15 protein-coding genes are annotated in these 15190 nt (G+C 56.1%); 6 read left to right on the top strand and 9 right to left on the bottom strand.

Annotated elements, in window-relative coordinates:
* Window positions 1-83: 83 nt before the first annotated feature.
* Window positions 84-1118: an FHA domain-containing protein gene (locus L1047_RS05555; RefSeq protein ID WP_235277883.1), complete on the bottom strand. Its 1035-nt coding sequence runs from the start codon at window positions 1116-1118 to the stop codon at window positions 84-86.
* Between the two features lie 227 nt (window positions 1119-1345).
* On the opposite strand from L1047_RS05555, the gene L1047_RS05550 reads away from it, so the two are divergent.
* Window positions 1346-2428, top strand: coding sequence for an ABC transporter substrate-binding protein (locus tag L1047_RS05550; RefSeq protein ID WP_235277882.1), 1083 nt, complete (start codon window positions 1346-1348; stop codon window positions 2426-2428).
* A 152-nt stretch (window positions 2429-2580) separates the two neighbouring features.
* Here the strand turns inward: L1047_RS05550 and L1047_RS05545 are convergent, their stop codons facing one another.
* The 5 genes from L1047_RS05545 to mrdA all read right to left on the bottom strand — a co-directional run bounded on the left by L1047_RS05545 (window position 2581) and on the right by mrdA (window position 8247).
* Complete coding sequence (locus L1047_RS05545) at window positions 2581-3543, bottom strand: hypothetical protein (RefSeq protein WP_235277881.1); 963 nt, start codon at window positions 3541-3543, stop codon at window positions 2581-2583.
* 236 nt (window positions 3544-3779) lie between these two features.
* Window positions 3780-4415: a hypothetical protein gene (locus L1047_RS05540; protein ID WP_235277880.1), complete on the bottom strand. Its 636-nt coding sequence runs from the start codon at window positions 4413-4415 to the stop codon at window positions 3780-3782.
* 143 nt (window positions 4416-4558) lie between these two features.
* Window positions 4559-5725: a pyridoxal phosphate-dependent aminotransferase gene (locus tag L1047_RS05535; RefSeq protein ID WP_235277879.1), complete on the bottom strand. Its 1167-nt coding sequence runs from the start codon at window positions 5723-5725 to the stop codon at window positions 4559-4561.
* Between the two features lie 79 nt (window positions 5726-5804).
* Window positions 5805-6110: an HU family DNA-binding protein gene (locus L1047_RS05530; protein ID WP_235277878.1), complete on the bottom strand. Its 306-nt coding sequence runs from the start codon at window positions 6108-6110 to the stop codon at window positions 5805-5807.
* A 271-nt stretch (window positions 6111-6381) separates the two neighbouring features.
* Window positions 6382-8247 (bottom strand): penicillin-binding protein 2, encoded by a 1866-nt coding sequence (gene mrdA, locus L1047_RS05525; RefSeq protein WP_235277877.1) that lies wholly within the window; start codon window positions 8245-8247, stop codon window positions 6382-6384.
* A 98-nt stretch (window positions 8248-8345) separates the two neighbouring features.
* Between mrdA and L1047_RS05520 the strand changes: the two genes are divergently transcribed.
* Window positions 8346-9740, top strand: coding sequence for a lipopolysaccharide biosynthesis protein (locus L1047_RS05520; protein ID WP_235277876.1), 1395 nt, complete (start codon window positions 8346-8348; stop codon window positions 9738-9740).
* Here L1047_RS05520 and L1047_RS05515 read toward each other — a convergent pair.
* Together L1047_RS05515 and L1047_RS05510 are read right to left on the bottom strand one after the other, a co-directional pair.
* A complete protein-coding gene (locus tag L1047_RS05515; protein WP_235277875.1) occupies window positions 9688-10053 on the bottom strand; it encodes an FHA domain-containing protein in 366 nt (121 codons plus the stop codon). The genes L1047_RS05520 and L1047_RS05515 overlap by 53 nt on opposite strands.
* A 216-nt stretch (window positions 10054-10269) precedes the next feature.
* The gene (locus L1047_RS05510) at window positions 10270-11109 is read right to left on the bottom strand and encodes an SDR family oxidoreductase (protein WP_235277874.1); all 840 of its coding nucleotides are present in this window, start codon (window positions 11107-11109) and stop codon (window positions 10270-10272) included.
* Between the two features lie 118 nt (window positions 11110-11227).
* On the opposite strand from L1047_RS05510, the gene L1047_RS05505 reads away from it, so the two are divergent.
* Window positions 11228-11719, top strand: coding sequence for a YajQ family cyclic di-GMP-binding protein (locus tag L1047_RS05505; RefSeq protein ID WP_235277873.1), 492 nt, complete (start codon window positions 11228-11230; stop codon window positions 11717-11719).
* 200 nt (window positions 11720-11919) lie between these two features.
* Entirely contained in the window at window positions 11920-12582 is a 663-nt protein-coding gene (locus L1047_RS05500; RefSeq protein ID WP_235277872.1) for a class I SAM-dependent methyltransferase, read from the top strand.
* Window positions 12583-12609: 27 nt separating this feature from the next.
* Here L1047_RS05500 and hemW read toward each other — a convergent pair whose 3' ends face one another.
* Window positions 12610-13818 carry a radical SAM family heme chaperone HemW gene (hemW, locus tag L1047_RS05495; RefSeq protein WP_235277871.1) on the bottom strand — a complete coding sequence of 403 codons (1209 nt, stop codon included), beginning with the start codon at window positions 13816-13818 and terminating at the stop codon, window positions 12610-12612.
* A gap of 166 nt (window positions 13819-13984) precedes the next feature.
* Here hemW and hisH point away from each other — a divergent pair, with 166 nt between their 5' ends.
* Both hisH and L1047_RS05485 read left to right on the top strand, forming a co-directional pair.
* The gene (gene hisH, locus L1047_RS05490; protein WP_235277870.1) at window positions 13985-14653 is read left to right on the top strand and encodes an imidazole glycerol phosphate synthase subunit HisH; all 669 of its coding nucleotides are present in this window, start codon (window positions 13985-13987) and stop codon (window positions 14651-14653) included.
* Window positions 14654-14660: 7 nt separating this feature from the next.
* Window positions 14661-15131 (top strand): EVE domain-containing protein, encoded by a 471-nt coding sequence (locus L1047_RS05485; RefSeq protein ID WP_235277869.1) that lies wholly within the window; start codon window positions 14661-14663, stop codon window positions 15129-15131.
* Window positions 15132-15190 lie beyond the last annotated feature (59 nt).

The raw sequence follows: 15190 nt of genomic DNA, 5'->3' as shown, positions 1-15190 counted from the left end.
GGGACGATGTTTTGTGGAAGGTTCCTAGAGAACAGCGGGATCCCTCCCTTGGGTCTAGATGGGTTTGCCGGGATCCCTGAGGTTTATGCACTCAGCACAGCCTGTAAAGAACCCATATCGCAGTGATACACCTGGTGATGTTCGGCATACCCCTTCAGCTCCACCGCCTGTTGCAAGAAACAGGAAGCGGGCTGCCCCAGTTGTTTGACCAAACAGGCATAGCTATCCTGGCTAATTGCCAAATCGGCATTGAGGGTGCGGGTGGAACTTTCGATGCGAAAGGCCAAATTGACCGTATCCCCTAGGGCGGTGTATTCCTGACGAGTGTTGTTGCCCACCTGACGCACAATCGCCGAACCGGTATTGACTCCAGCCCCCAGGCGAATTGGGGAAGGCAGCGGAAACTCACGGTTGAGTTGCTCAGTCATCTGAAAAAGCTTTACCAACGCCCGCAACACGGACTTCACATCCGGGTGCGCCTCTAGCTGTCCAGCCCCAAATGGAGCGGTATTGGCCTGCGGAGCATGAAACCAAACCGCCATAATCGCATCACCAATGTATTTATCGACGGTACCCCCATACTGTTGGATGATGTCGCCCCCGCGCCGGAACCAATCCCCCATCACTTGAGAAAGCAGCCGTTCGTCTAGCTGTTGGGTCAGTTGTCCATAGCCCCGCACATCCACCACCGCCACCGAGATCAGCCAGCGGGTTTGTAAGACTAGGGTGTCGGATTGCTTGGATCCCACCAGTGGGCTGGGTTCTGGACTGACCAGGGATCCGCCGCGAAACTCGATCTCCGATTGCCCGAGGGTAAGTTGATCCCCGTCTTGAAGGAGGGTGGGAATGCTAACACGGCGGTTGTTGACAAAAGATCCGTTACGGCTGCCCAGATCGATGAGATAGATGCTGTTGTCGTCTAGGTACTGCAGTAGAGCATGTTGGCGAGAAACGCTGGGATCCCTCAGTACAATGGCATTATCTTCATCCCGGCCCAACGTCCAAGCCGTAGCCCCAGCCAAAATGTGTTTCCTCTGGCCGCCATCCGGCTCTTTTAAAAGCACATAGGGAGCAGCAGTGGTGGCAGATTGGCTCATGGTTAAGATACTCGTGGGCACGACCGCACCTTAATACGATACCTTGACCACCCTAGGATCCACCCCATGTGGAGTTCCCTCAACAGAGATCCCAAACCGTGGACTGACCCTGTCTGGTGGAACTGGATGAGGCCAGTGGCCGTCTGCAACAGTTAGTAACAGCAGATACCGCTTTCCTCGGGAATCTCCGGTTTGATGGTGTTGCCTGTGGCTGCTTCACAGTTTGCATAGGTTAAGGAGAGTTTGTCATGGTTCCATCTCGTCCATCTGAATTGTCACCAACCACCAGCGCTTTGAGCCGTCGTCAGCTCCTGAAAGTGGGGGCAGCAGCCTTGGGTGGTAGCCTGTTGGCCGCTGGTGGCGCTCAAGCTCAACGCAAATCTTCCCCCACCTTGCTTGTGGCGCAGGGATCCGGGCTGGATCGGGTGAGCTATGCTACCAACTGGTATGCCCAAGCGGAACATGGCGGCTTTTATCAGGCGGTGGCCACCGGCATCTACCGGGAGCACGGGTTGGATGTGACGGTACAAATGGGCGGCCCTGGCATCAACATCACCCAGATTTTGGCGGGCGGCGCAGCTGACTTCGCCATGGGTGGGAGCGCTGGGGTGATCAACGCCGTCAAGGAGGGGATCCCTTTGGTATGTGTGGCGGCCATGTTCCAGAAAGATCCGCAGATCATCATGGCCCATCCCGGCACCGAGCGGTTTGAGGATCTCAAGGGCCGACCGATTTTCGTCTCGCGGGGGGCCTTCGCCGGTTATTGGCCCTACCTCAAATCTCGGTTTGGTTTTACCGACGAGCAAACCCGCCCTTACAACTTCAATCCCGGCCCCTTCTTGGCGGATCCCACCTCTGCCCAACAGGGTTACCTCACTTCTGAGCCCTTTGCCATTCAGCGGGAAGGGGGGTTTGAGCCCGTGGTCTTCTTGTTGGCGGATTTGGGCTACAGTCCTTACTCCACCACCATCGAAACTCGTCACCAACTGGTGGAAACCAACCCCGACTTGGTGGAGCGCTTTGTGGATGCTTCTATCAAGGGCTGGTACAGCTTCCTGGAGGATCCTCGCCCAGCCTATACCCTGATCAAACGGGATAACCCGGAAATGACCGATGCTCAATTGGCCTACAGCTTCGAGAAGTTGCAGGAGTACGGCATCATCAAGTCTGGCGATGCGCTGGAGAAGGGCATTGGCGCCATGACCGATGAGCGCTGGCAAGACTTCTTTGACAGCATGACGGTGGCCGGGGTGTTTGAGCCAACCATCAACTACCAGGCGGCCTACACCCTGGACTTTGTGAATAAGGGCACCGCCTACTACACTGCCTGAGCAGTTTGTCCGCATCGCCAGGCTAGCGCTAAAGGGATCCCTTTCGCTGGGGATCCCTTAACTTGTTCGGGCTCCAGCCCTCCGGGTGGGAGGGATCCCGAAGACAGACACAAGCGGGCAAATCGACGGGCAAATCGAAATCTGCTCAGGATCTACTGCTCAGTAATGGTGACATTGAAGCCCTGACTTTTAAGAGTTTCGGCGTGGTAACGGGCGTATTCCAGTTGCTCAAAAGCCGCCAACTGCACAAACTTCTGGCCGTCCACATCTTTCACAAAGGCCCCATCAGCAACTTGCCGAGCCCGCGCCAAGCTCTCATCGCCCAAATAGGTGGTCAAGACCAAGAAGGTTCCCTCACCCTGATTCGGCCCCAGAGAATCTAAGTTACTGGTGCTGGCCGGTGGGGCAATCAAGGATTCCGTAGGCTGAGAGGGGCGCTCTAGACTAGCTGCCAATTGCTCGACTGTTCTCAGACTGGGAGGGGGAGTTGCCTCTAACAAGACCAAATCCGTTTGCAGACTATCCAACAGGTTGGGTGTGTCGTCTAGGGGAGCGATCTGTAGATTTCCCAAGTCTGGAGGGGTAGACAACCCCAGCGCCAACCGACTGGGATCCCAATTGCCGGAATAGAACTCTTCCCCCACTGGGGTTTCCACCGGCCCCAACGGGATGAGGGGCAACTGGGCCAAATTGACCTCGGTGGGGATCCCTGGCTCAGAGGTGGGTAAGTTGCTGGTCTGGGGTAGAGACAGTTCTTCCGGCCAAATCAGCCACCGCACCCCAAACCCGATCCCAGCACACGAGAGAGCCCACAGGAACAACACCATCCAGGGAGAAAAAACTCCGCCGAACCGTTGCGTCTCCTCGACCTCCAGATCCTCGACAACCTCTTGAATCAGCACGGGTGAAGAACGCTGTACCGAGGCGCCCTGTTGCTTGGACTGTCCGGAGCGCTGAAATCCGTTCGGGTCAGGTGTGATCTGAGGAGACATCGCATTCAGAGAAGGAGAAGTGGCCGTTCGCTGCAGACGCTGCCAGAGGCGAAATCGCTCTAATTCCTGCAACACATCCAAATGCATCTGACCTAGGGCTTGTTGAAGCGTGAGGTGAAGCATAGGTTGCGCCTGCTGCCCAGGTGAAAGCGAACTAAGATCCGATCGGCTGAGGGGTCGGGTAGCGTCTGAGGGGGAAGAGAAAGGACTCATAAACAGCCCATACTCGATAGATAGATTGAAGCAGTAGGAGTCAGCAATCTGTGCTCAGTCTTCAAATGCAGCCGGAAATAGCTTAGCAGGAGAGTCCACCAACAGCGAACCGTTACATCACCATGCCACAGACTGCCATTCCTCTTCTAGGGCTTTGCCGTAAGGTAGAGGGCGCGTACATCCGCTGGCAAGTACTGAAACAGGATCTGGCGGGCAGAAACTACGATAGCATCCACCTCTTCTGGGGCTAGGTAGTATCCATCGGCTTTGAGCTGGGTGGCAATACGGGCGGGTGACCAGCCAAACCGATCCCGCAAAAGTAGAATGAAGCGCATATCTCCCGGCAAGGTTTCCAGCCCAGTGGTTAAGTAACAGGCTAAGGCGGGGGAGAGATAGGGTTGGATCTGCTCAGGCGCTTCCTCCAAAGTCAAGCCGACAAAAGATTGCGCCAATTCTCGGGTTTGCTCCGCCAGCCAGAGCTTGAGCACGGGATCCGCTTCCCCCCCACCCCCACTCGAGAGGCTGTTGGCATCCAGACGTTGTAGTCGTGGATAGAGCCGCAGCCACACCTGCTCTCGACAAGCGGCCCACTGCTGCGGCGACACCTGCTCCGCGATTATTCCATCCACCCAGGTGCAGTAGCGGCAAAAAAGGCAGATGAAGTAGCGGGCCACCTCCGGCTGCTGCTGAAAGGCTCTGAGCAAGTCCAGATCGTTGTGATGGGCCACTCCTCGCACGATTGAGGCCCCACATTCAGGCCAGACAGCTACCGCTTCACTCATCGGGATCCCTTGCTGAGGAGGTTTGGGGCTACAGCCTTTTCTGACTTCACACAGGCCCTTGAGCTAGGCAAAAAACCTAATGGAGCAAGGGATTGACCTGAATCTGCCATATCAGATAACGCTGGAAAAGGCTGTAAATACCTCTAGCCATTCTCTAGTATTTCCCGACAGGCGGATAGCAACTGTTCTTGCTCAGGTAGGGTACGCAGGCCGATGCGCAGATACCAATCCCCCAACTCCGGGAAACTCCGGCAGTCCCGCACCAATATTCGATGCCGTTGTAGCAGGGCCCGTTGGATTTGCGTTGCCGAACTAGGACAGCGCACCAGCACAAAATTGGTCTGACTGGGCCAGGGATCCCAACCCGGCAGCGCTTGTAGCCCTTTGCGTAGGTGTTCTCGGGCAACCGGTAGCCAGGCCAATGTGCGCTGACGAAACGATTCATCTGCCAGGGCTGCCTCCACCGCCACCGATGCTAAGCCATTGACACTCCAGGGATCCCGCCAAAGTTGCCAGCGCCGCCAGTGGTCAGGGTGCCCCACCGCAAAGCCAATGCGCAATCCCGGCAGGGTGTAAAACTTGGTCAAGGAACGAATCACCACTGTATTCGGATGAGCAGCCAAGTCGGGGATCAGCGTTTGGCTCCGGGGCGCTGCTGCAGTGTGGGGATCCACAGGATCCCGTGGGGGCTCTGGGTTGCATGTAACACCAGGCACATCCCCCGACAGAAAGTCCATGAAGGCTTCATCCACCATCACCTGTTGAAACTGGGGCAGCAGCTCCAGAATTTCGGGTCGGGATCTCAACCCACCGCTGGGATTATGGGGGTTGTTCAGCCACAGTATCCGCCCTGTAGGGCCACTGCTGCATTGCTGAAGCACCTTTGCCAAGGCAAGGGATCCCTGTTCATCTGGAAAAGGGTACCCAAAGGGCTTGATCACCGCTCCTGCCCCACGGAGGGCCCGCTCATAATCCCCAAAGGCAGGCTTGGGTAACCACACCTCCCGCCCCTGTGCATCCCGAGCTGCCCAAGTGAGCAACTCTGCTGCCCCATTACCCACAAAGACCCAATCTGGGTCTATGGCCCAATGTTCAGCCAGCCGGGTGCGTAGCTGCAAATACTCAGGATCAGGATAGCGGCTGATGGCAACTGGATCGGGCTCAGCTAAGGCTTTGCCCAGGGCTTGCAAGACCGACTCCGGCGGGCCAAGGGGATTTAGGCTAGCGGAAAAATCGAGGATCTCCGCTGGAGAACAGCCAGCAATAGCTGCTCCCCAAGCGCGATTGCCACCATGCTGAGGCCAAGACATGCCTTGAGAAGGGATCCCTGCCCAGATCTAGGTTTGCCCCGCAACACAAGGATGACTCCCCAGGTTGCGCGGAGTCGGATCAAGACTTCTCGCCCGCCACCGCATCGCGGAAAGATTTACCCGCAGTAAAGGCAGGGACAATACTTTCTGGGATCAACATCTTCTGGTTGGTCTTCGGGTTACGGCCCTCCCGTTCTTTGCGCTTGCGGGCCTCAAAGGAGCCGAAGCCCACCAGGGTCACCTTTCCCTTGGGCTCGCCGCTTTCATCGCGGGACGCGACCTCTTCGACGATGATTTCCAGTGCCGCCGAAATGACAGCATCAGCTTCCTTCTTGGTCACATTGGCGCGATGAGCGACGGCATCAACAAGCTCTGCCTTGTTCATCCTGATCTCCTCATGAGTTAGGCAATTAGGGTTGGATCGTCCTCCGAACGACGCAGAGCGTCATCGGTCTGTGGGAGCGGTTCCTGCCCTGCAAGTGGCAGGATTGTGGCAGTTTGGCTCCAAATCACTGACATATTCTACAGCCAACTTAGGGCAGAAGCCCCTTGGAGAAGGGGTTTTCGAGGATCTTAATGTGAATTTGGTCGAAAAAGAGACATCAGTTGACGTTTTTTATACCCAATCAGCTCAGATCCCATAGAAAAAGCGGGGATCACGACTCTGGCTGGAAATAAGCCCGCATCACCTCTCGAAAGACCGGAGCCGCCTGAGCACCGCCGCCACCGCCGCTGTTTTCCAGAAACACCACCACCACGAGTTCGGGCTGGTCATAGGGGGCATAGCCAACATACCAAGCGTGGGAGCGCCGGGGGGGATCCTCTGCCGTGCCGGTTTTGCCTGCTGTTGGGGGGAATCCTGGCCCTAGATTGGCGTTGCCGCCGGTGCCGAAGACCACCACATCCCGCAGTCCCTGCTGCAAAATTTGCAGCGTTGCGCCAGACATGCCCACCGATTGGCGCATCGGCACCGGGTTTTCGGGGATCACCTGCTGGGAGAGTAAGGGGCGCACCCGCCAGCCCCCATTGGCCACTGCCGCGGTTACCACCGCCATTTGTAGAGGGGTGGCGGTGATAAATCCCTGGCCAATAGACATGTTCACCGTATCGCCCACATACCAGGGTTCACGCCAGTGCCGTTGCTTCCAATCGGCATCAGGAACTAACCCTAAAGCTTCCCCCTTCAAGCCGATCCCCGTCGGCTGACCCAGCCCAAACCGGCGCGACCATTCCTGTAGTGGGCCGACTTTGGTACCGAGGGCAATTTGATAGAAGAAAGTATCGCTACTCCATGCCATCGCCTGTCGGTAGTTGAGCCGCCCAAATCCGACACGGTTCCAATCCCAGAAGCGCCAGCCCCCCACCTGTACATAGGGGGCGGTTTGCAGCACGGTACCCGGAGGAAAAGCGCCCGACTCGATCCCAGCGGCAGTGGTGATAATCTTATAGGTGCTAGCAGGGGCATAGGCCCGCATACCTCGGTTGAGGAAGGGAAATTCCTGCTGCTGCAGAGTATCCCACTGGGCTTGGGTGATACGACTGGAAAACAGGTTGGGATCAAAGGTGGGATAACTGGCCATGGCCAGGATCGACCCATCGCGGGGATCCATAGCAATAACCGCCCCTTTGCGATTGGCCAGAGCTTGCTCCGCCACCTGCTGAAGACGCACATCCAGGGTCAGTTGTAGGGTTTTCCCCGGTTGGGGCGCTTGCTCCCCCAACACCCGCAACACTTCCCCCATCGCGTCAACTTCCACCTGTCGCCCCCCCCACTGGCCGCGCAGATGGGCCTCAAACAATTCCTCTGCTCCCATCAGGCCGACGATATCCCCTAGGCGGTAGTCAGGGTTCGCCTGTAGTTTTTCTTGGGGGATCTCGCCGGTATAGCCAAGCAGGTGGGCCGCTAAGTCGCCATTGGGATAAAGCCGTATGGTCTCGGCTTCCACCATCACCCCCGGCAGCTCGCGGCTCATCTCCTCCAGTTGAATCACCACCTGGGGGCTGGCGTTGCGCAGGATGCGAACGGGAAAGGGAGAGCGATATCCGGCTTGCTCCAGCTTTTGTTCAATTTCCTCCGGGGCGATTTGTAGGTACTGCGCCAAGGTGGGGATCATCTCCTGCCAGCGTTGCCGTGACTGCACCAGCGGCCAGAGAAAGACTGAGTGGGACAATTGGCTACCCGCCAGCAGCACCCCGTTGCGATCTACAATACGGCCTCGCTCCGGCGGTTGAGGCAACAACCGGATGCGGTTGGTATCGGCCAACTGGCGGTAATACTGGGTTTGCACCAGTTGAATGTAGGCCAAACGGGATCCCAGTCCGGCCAGGATCAACAGGCTCGCCAACAGCAGCAAGACGATGGCCCGATAGCTCTGCCCGACGGTTTTGGTCTGCGGGGATCCCATCCAACGAGAGCTGCCGGTGTCCAGTTGTGGGGGAGGGAGGACGCGGCGCGGGGTACGAGGGCTGGAATGGGGGGAGAACAAGGTTTTTGGGTTGCCGACGGGGTAAAGTTTGGCCATGAGAACTTGCAAACTGCACAACCATACACAAACAGCACCGGATCCCCGGGCGGGTAGTCTCAGTATCGTTGCTCTCGGTTGGGTCGTCCAGAGGTGCTATGGATCGGCGGACTGATCCGGTGTCGCAGAAGCTGGAGGAGGATCGGGCCGGGCCACAACGACGGCTACAGCAAGCCTCTTGGCTGATGTTGGGCAATGGCCTACGTCTGGGCCTGTCGGGGGTTTATTTCATTTTGCTGGCGCGGCTGTTGGGGCCAGAAGCCTTTGGGGTACTCTCCGCCATCTTGGCCTGTAGTAATCTGGCCGCCCCCTTTGGCTATTTCGGGCAATCGGAGCTGTTGATTCAGCGTTTGAGCCAGCGGGGCTCTGATCCGCTCGGATCCCACGCATCTGAGGGCAGGATTTTCCCTCCCGCGGTGGAGGCGGCTGGCCCCAGTTTATGGCTGGCAAGCTTGGGCTGTGGAGCGATGGCGCTGCTGTTGTGGCCTCTCTTGAGCTTTTGGCTAGCAGGGATTCCGGTGCTGGTGGTGGGGTTGCTGCTGACGAGCGACCTGTTCTTCATCGGTTTGCAGGAGGTGCAAAAGGGTCAGTTGATCGGGCAGGAACACATAGGCGGGGTGGCTTTGATCGATACAGGTATGGCTTTGGGCCGAGTCAGTGCTGTGTTGCTGGCGGCGGGCTTGGGGTGGGGATCCCTGGCGCAATGGTCTGTGTTGTACGGGTTGATGGTGTTGGCTGTGCTACTGCTCACGGCTTGGGGCATGGGGCGCTGGGCTAAGGAGGCGGTCAGCCTGCCCGGGGCTCTAAGCTGGCGAGATCTGCGAGAGCGGTTGACGGCGGGTTGGGATTTTGCGGTGGGGTTGGCGGCGGTCAAGACCTTCACCGATTTGGATAAGTTGCTGTTGCCCCGGTTGGCCTCTGCAACGGCGGCAGGTCTCTACGGTGCTGCCTATCGGGTGATTAATTTCTCCCAAACACCGATGATTGCCTTGCTCACCAGCCATTTTGCGGAGATCTGTCGGCAAGGGCGAAAAGGGCTACGTTATGGCTGGAGCTATGCCTGGCAACTTGCCCCTTGGGTGGTGGGGTACGGCAGTTTGGCGACGCTGGGGTTGGCGTTGGCATCCTACGGGATCCCTTGGGTACTGGGATCCGCTTACCAGGAAACGGCCCAGATCCTGCGCTGGCTCAGTCCAGTGATTTTGCTAGAAGGGATCCACCTCTTGCTTTCCCAAGTGCTGACGGGGGTAGGTTTGCAGAAACCCCGTAGCCGCCTGCAATTGCTAGCTCTAGGGCTGAACGGGCTTTTGAACGGGGTTTGGATCCCGATGTGGGGTTGGCGGGGGGCAGCCTCAGCCACGTTGCTATCGGAGGTGGCTTTGGTGCTAGCTTTGCTGCTGCTGATTTGCAGACAATGGCCTTCTGGTGAGAGATCCGAACCTAGGGGGCTTTCGCGATTTTGTAGGTTGCTTTGGCATCGGGGCCGAAAGTGATCACATCCCCTGGCTTGAGCTGGTGGGCAGTCAGCTTTTGTCCATTGATCAATAAGCCATTGGTGCTGGGCTTGCCCTCCAAATCCCCATCTAAAATGCGGTAGCAGTATTCCCCCTCTTGATCAGCAGGCACTCGCAACAGCATGGCATGGTAGCGAGAGGCAAACTGGGAGTTGAGGCAAATGTCGTTGGCCAGATCCCGACCGATGAAGTATTTCGAGGAGCCCAATACTTGGTTACGGCGACCATCCCGGTCTTCGACGACCAAGATGTGCTGGTGAGGGCTGGAGGAAGAAGGCACAGAATCGACCATAATTCCGTTGCAAGTGCCAATATCTAAAAATCTAAAACAAGAAACGGGACAACAGTTCAAAAGTGAATCTGAATCGAGAAGCGAACCCCCTTGAGCCTGTAGACCATCTTAGATGTAGCCATCCATCCATGCAGCACACTATACCTAACTTTAGCCTCACATTTAGCACCGCTGCGCCTGCAGAATTACGGACAATGCCCCCCAATGGACTAAAACTCATCTCGGTGCATCCTGAAGCATCGGGCCAACCAAGCCAGGAAAGAGGGTGTAGGCTCCTACTGCCCATTGTGCCATGCCCACCACCACCTCTGACTTAGACTCTCGAACGGCCTCCCAAATGGCCTCGGCCACTTCCTCTGGCTGACTGACCAGGAAACTCTCCAGCGCCTGTTCCATTCGCTCTCGGGCTAGGCCACCAGCAGTGGGGGCATCATGGCCATTGGCGGAGGCTGTGGGTTGCGGCTCATCCAGGAAAATGGCGCGTTTGAGAAAATCGCTGTTGACGATGCCCGGATGCACACCGATCACTTGGATCCCTTGAGATTTCAGTTCTAGGCGTAAGGCCTCCGTCAGTCCCGTGACCGCATATTTGCTGGCGCAGTAGGCACTCATGTGTGGCAAGGGCATTTTGCCGCCAATGGATCCCACATTCACAATCTGTCCTTGCTTGCGCTTCAGCATATCGGGGAGCACGGCCCGAATCGTGTGGATGTAGCCCAAAAAGTTGACCGCCATCAGTTGCTGCCAATGGTCTGGAGTGGTTTGCAAGAAAGGGCCACTCATGCAGATGCCGGCGTTGTTGATCAGGCAATCGATGCGGCCATAGCGCTCGAGGGTTCTTTCCACCAGGGTTTGTACCTGCTCGGGTTGCGCAACATCGGTGGGAATAGCCAACACTTCTGCATTCAGGCTTTGCTCTAGATCGATGGCGGTCTGGTTCAGAGTTTCAGGGGTACGGGCGGCCAAGGCCAAGCGGCAGCCTCCACGAGCAAAGGTAAAGGCAGTGGCTCTGCCGATGCCCTCAGAAGCTCCCGTAATTAAAACAACATCGGCCATGACTTTTCTCCGCAAGTTTGTCGCAAGTTTTTCTTTCTGTTCTAACCTTTCGGGAAGCAAGGGATCCCTTTATCGGGGCTAGGGCTTATGATACTGAACGGCAGTCAAGATCCGTTTTATGGCCTCCACCTACTCATTCGATATCGTCAGCGATTTTGATCGGCAGGAGTTGGTCAATGCTGTGGATCAGGCCCAGCGGGAGATCAAACAGCGCTACGACCTGAAGGATACTCAGACAGAAATTGAGCTTGGGGAGGGATCCCTGACCATTACCACTGCCAGCGATATGGCCCTCAGCTCGATTCAAGATATTCTCTCCACCAAGGCGGCCAAGCGGGGTTTATCTCTGAAGATTTTCGATTTTCAAACCCCAGAAAGCGTCAGCGGCAACCGAGTTCGCCAGGTGGTTCAGCTTAAGAAAGGCATTGATGCCACACTCGCCAAACAGATCTCTAAGCAAATCCGCGATACTTTCAAGAAAGTGCAGCCTTCTATTCAAGGGGATCTAGTACGGGTTTCCGCCAAAGATAAAGATGATCTGCAAGCGGTGATCCAGATGCTCAAGCAGGAAGACTACCCGGTGGCGCTGCAATTTATCAATTACCGATGATACAGTCTTTTCCAGCGATACATACTACAGTCGATGCAGGCCAACCCTTTGTCCAACCCTTTGTCCAACAAGAATTTCTTCTTGACCTTGTGTCGCACCTGAAGTCGGAAAAGGCTGTATATGCTGGTTTTGGGATCCTATTCTGGGTAGCGCAAGGGATCCCGGCTTGTTAAGATACCGCCAATTGTCTGGCTAGAGCTATGTCTACTCGATCCATGGGTCTAGGAGAAGAGTTGCGCCAATATCTGCTGTCGGTAACAGCCCCTGAACCGGAACTGCTAACCCAATTGCGGGAAGAAACCGCCCAACATCCTCAAGGGCGGATGCAAATTTGCCCTGAACAAGGCCGTTTCATGGCTCTGCTGATTCAGCTGATGGGGGCCAAGAAGACCCTGGAAGTGGGGGTGTTTACTGGCTATAGCTCCCTGTCCGTGGCTCTGGCCCTACCTGCAGATGGCAAAGTTGTAGCCTGCGATATCAGCGAGGACTATACCCAAGTGGCCCGCCGTTACTGGCATGCTGCCGGGGTAGCAGATAAAATTCAACTGCACATTGCCCCAGCTTTAGAAACCTTGGATCGCCTGTTGGAGACTGACCAGGCTGGAACCTTCGATTTTGCTTTTATTGATGCTGATAAGGGCAATTACTGGGGCTACTTCGAGCGGACTTTGCAGTTGCTGCGACCGGGCGGGCTGGTGGCCATTGATAATGTATTGTGGTCTGGCCGGGTGATTGACCCAGAGGATACCAGCCCAGACACAGAAGCGCTCCGGCTCTTCAATCAGAAAGTGCAACAGGATCCCCGGGTTACGGTGGCGATGCTGCCGATTGGGGACGGCTTAACGCTGGCCTTAAAAAGGTGAGTCGATAGCTCTGAGATAACTCTGAATTTACTCGAACAAATCCTTGAGGATCTCATTGGAAAATAGCCATCCATTGGGTGGGATCAGTCGTAACCGACCTCCATCGCAACTGGCCCAACCCTTCCTGAAATAGGGATCCAGTCTATCCAAGGCTTGCTTGACCTTCCCATCACCAAAACTCGCTTGTAAATGTGCTAGATCCAGCCCTTCCTGGAGTCTTAACCCCAACATTAAAGTATCCATCCAGGCTTCCTCTAAGGCAGTTTCAGGGGACATGGGGTGAATCCCAGCTTTCACCTGCTCAAAGTAGTCGTAAAGGGTTTTGGGCTGTTGGATGCGCCGTCTTCCTTCGTAGCCAACGGATCCCATGCCAAAGCCGAAGTAAAGTCGATTTTCCCAATAGACACGATTATGCCGACATTGAAATCCGGGGCGAGCGAAGTTGGAAATTTCATAGTGAATATAACCCGCCTGGGTGAGTAGTTCTCGCGCCATTAGGTACATTTCAACGGTAGCTTCCTCAGGAGGTAAAGGTGCATCTCCTGGTCGATATAGCCTGCCAAACTTGGTACCAGATTCAATGGTTAAATCATAAATAGAGACATGGGGAGGAGAAATTGCAATCAGGGCTTGCAAGGATTGCTGCCAGTGTTCCAATGTTTGATGGGGCAGGCCAAAGATTAAATCCAGATTGAAATGATTGATCCCTACAGTCCGCAGGTTGTGAACGGCTTCATAAACTTCTTCTACGCCATGCAAGCGACCACAAGCAGCTAACAACTCCGCTTGAAAGGCTTGCACCCCCAAGCTGACGCGGTTGACACCTAAAGCTCGATAACCTGACAGTTGCTCTGGGGTTAGGGTACCGGGATTGGCCTCCAAAGAAATTTCGCACTCAGGATGAAATGGGATCCTCTCCCTCAGCTTGTTCAAAATTCGCCCCAGTTGCTCCGCTGTGAGAAGAGAGGGTGTGCCACCCCCGAAAAAAATGCTGGTTAGGGGGCTGGGATCCCCAGGTAAGTGGCGGTAGCGGCAGGGGCTGCCGATCTCCCGACAGAGCATTTGCACATAGGTTTCGATCAGCTCTTGGGTGCCTAAGCCGGTTGCAAAATCGCAGTAGTGGCAGCGCTGACGACAAAACGGAATGTGCAAGTAAGCCGCTTCCGGCCAGCCAAGCTGAGTGGGTAACATTGGGTTTTTGGGAGCCGCTGCGACAGCCATAGAGTTAGAGGGCAAGAGTCTGAATCAGCCAAAACCACAGCCTAGCAGTTGGCAGGATAGCTTGGGTTGAGGCTGGGATCCTTCTCCGGGCCGAAACAGGAGAAGGGATCTATCTGGCCTCCGATGCTGCCGAGGATTGCCCCTCCAGTACACTGGTAGAGCTGACCCAAGGAGGGATCCGATGGGAGCCGTGCGACTGGCGGTGATCGACTACGATGCTGGAAACCTGCACTCTGCCTGCAAAGGGCTAGAACACGCTGGGGCAGAAGTGCATCTGATCGAAAGTCCGGCGGGACTAGAGAAATTTGATGGCGTGGTGTTGCCGGGGGATGGAGCCTTTGACCCTGCCATGCAGCAGTTGCAAGAACGGGGCTTTAGCGAGCCCATTCGAGAAGCCGTACAGCGAGGTCAGCCGTTTTTGGGCATTTGCATTGGCTTGCAGGTGTTGTTTGAGGGCAGCGAAGAAGGGGTGGAACCGGGGTTGAGGATTGTGCCCGGTCGAGTGCGGCGCTTTCGTTCAGAAATGGGCCTGCGCATTCCCCACATGGGCTGGAACCAATTGCAATTCACCCAGGCCAACTCCCCCCTATGGTCAGGGATCCCTGATGGAGCTTGGGCCTATTTTGTGCATTCCTATCACGGTGTGCCCAGCGATCCGAGCTGGGTGGCGGCGACCGTCCAACATGGCACGCAAACCGTTGTGGCGGCCATCGCGCGCGGAACCCTCTGGGCCACCCAATTTCACCCAGAAAAGTCTGGCCCCCACGGGCTGAAGATGCTGCAAAACTTTGTTACATTTGTCGCCCAACGGGATCCCTTCCCCAGTCTTATCTCTGTCCAAAGCGCCTGAATTGCTCATGAACTACTGGCTGATGAAATCCGAGCCAAGCGTCTACAGCATCTGGGATCTGCAACGGCAAGGACAAACCCTTTGGGACGGGGTACGCAACTATCAAGCCCGCAACTACCTAAAAGCGATGCAGCTAGGGGATTGTGCTTTCTTCTACCATTCCAATGCCGATCCACCCGGAATTGCCGGTTTGATGGAGATCCTGGAAACCCAGGTGGTGGATCCCAGCCAATTTGACACAGCCAGCCCCTACTACGATCCCAAATCCAGCCGCGAGGATCCCCGTTGGCACACGGTGCGGGTGCGATTTGTGGCGGCTTTTGAACGATTTCTCACTTTGCCAGAGCTACGGGATACTTTTACCCCTGAGGAACTGGAAGTGGTGCGGCGGGGCACACGACTTTCGGTGATGCCGGTTGCTCCAGCCGTAGCAGAACAGGTGCTGGCGCTAACGACAGTTTCCCCCCAACCTCTATGATGTGATGATGATGGGGATAGGCCAAGTCCTGTCAAGCCTTTGAAATCTACTTTCGCGTT

Source organism: Synechococcus sp. Nb3U1, from assembly GCF_021533835.1.
Classification (GTDB): Bacteria; Cyanobacteriota; Cyanobacteriia; order Thermostichales; family Thermostichaceae; genus Thermostichus.
The sequence above is the reverse complement of the archived record's forward strand: the minus strand, read 5'-3'. Positions and strand labels throughout refer to the sequence as shown.

What these genes read in the sequence shown, in the direction of transcription:
- L1047_RS05500 (WP_235277872.1), top strand. Translation starts at nt 11,920, where the DNA reads ATGTCTACTCGATCCATGGGTCTAGGAGAAGAGTTGCGCCAATATCTG.
- L1047_RS05540 (WP_235277880.1), bottom strand. Translation starts at nt 4,415, where the DNA reads ATGAGTGAAGCGGTAGCTGTCTGGCCTGAATGTGGGGCCTCAATCGTG.
- L1047_RS05545 (WP_235277881.1), bottom strand. Translation starts at nt 3,543, where the DNA reads ATGCTTCACCTCACGCTTCAACAAGCCCTAGGTCAGATGCATTTGGAT.
- L1047_RS05520 (WP_235277876.1), top strand. Translation starts at nt 8,346, where the DNA reads ATGGATCGGCGGACTGATCCGGTGTCGCAGAAGCTGGAGGAGGATCGG.
- L1047_RS05515 (WP_235277875.1), bottom strand. Translation starts at nt 10,053, where the DNA reads ATGGTCGATTCTGTGCCTTCTTCCTCCAGCCCTCACCAGCACATCTTG.
- L1047_RS05550 (WP_235277882.1), top strand. Translation starts at nt 1,346, where the DNA reads ATGGTTCCATCTCGTCCATCTGAATTGTCACCAACCACCAGCGCTTTG.
- L1047_RS05505 (WP_235277873.1), top strand. Translation starts at nt 11,228, where the DNA reads ATGGCCTCCACCTACTCATTCGATATCGTCAGCGATTTTGATCGGCAG.
- L1047_RS05485 (WP_235277869.1), top strand. Translation starts at nt 14,661, where the DNA reads ATGAACTACTGGCTGATGAAATCCGAGCCAAGCGTCTACAGCATCTGG.
- L1047_RS05530 (WP_235277878.1), bottom strand. Translation starts at nt 6,110, where the DNA reads ATGAACAAGGCAGAGCTTGTTGATGCCGTCGCTCATCGCGCCAATGTG.
- hisH (WP_235277870.1), top strand. Translation starts at nt 13,985, where the DNA reads ATGGGAGCCGTGCGACTGGCGGTGATCGACTACGATGCTGGAAACCTG.
- L1047_RS05535 (WP_235277879.1), bottom strand. Translation starts at nt 5,725, where the DNA reads ATGTCTTGGCCTCAGCATGGTGGCAATCGCGCTTGGGGAGCAGCTATT.
- L1047_RS05510 (WP_235277874.1), bottom strand. Translation starts at nt 11,109, where the DNA reads ATGGCCGATGTTGTTTTAATTACGGGAGCTTCTGAGGGCATCGGCAGA.
- mrdA (WP_235277877.1), bottom strand. Translation starts at nt 8,247, where the DNA reads ATGGCCAAACTTTACCCCGTCGGCAACCCAAAAACCTTGTTCTCCCCC.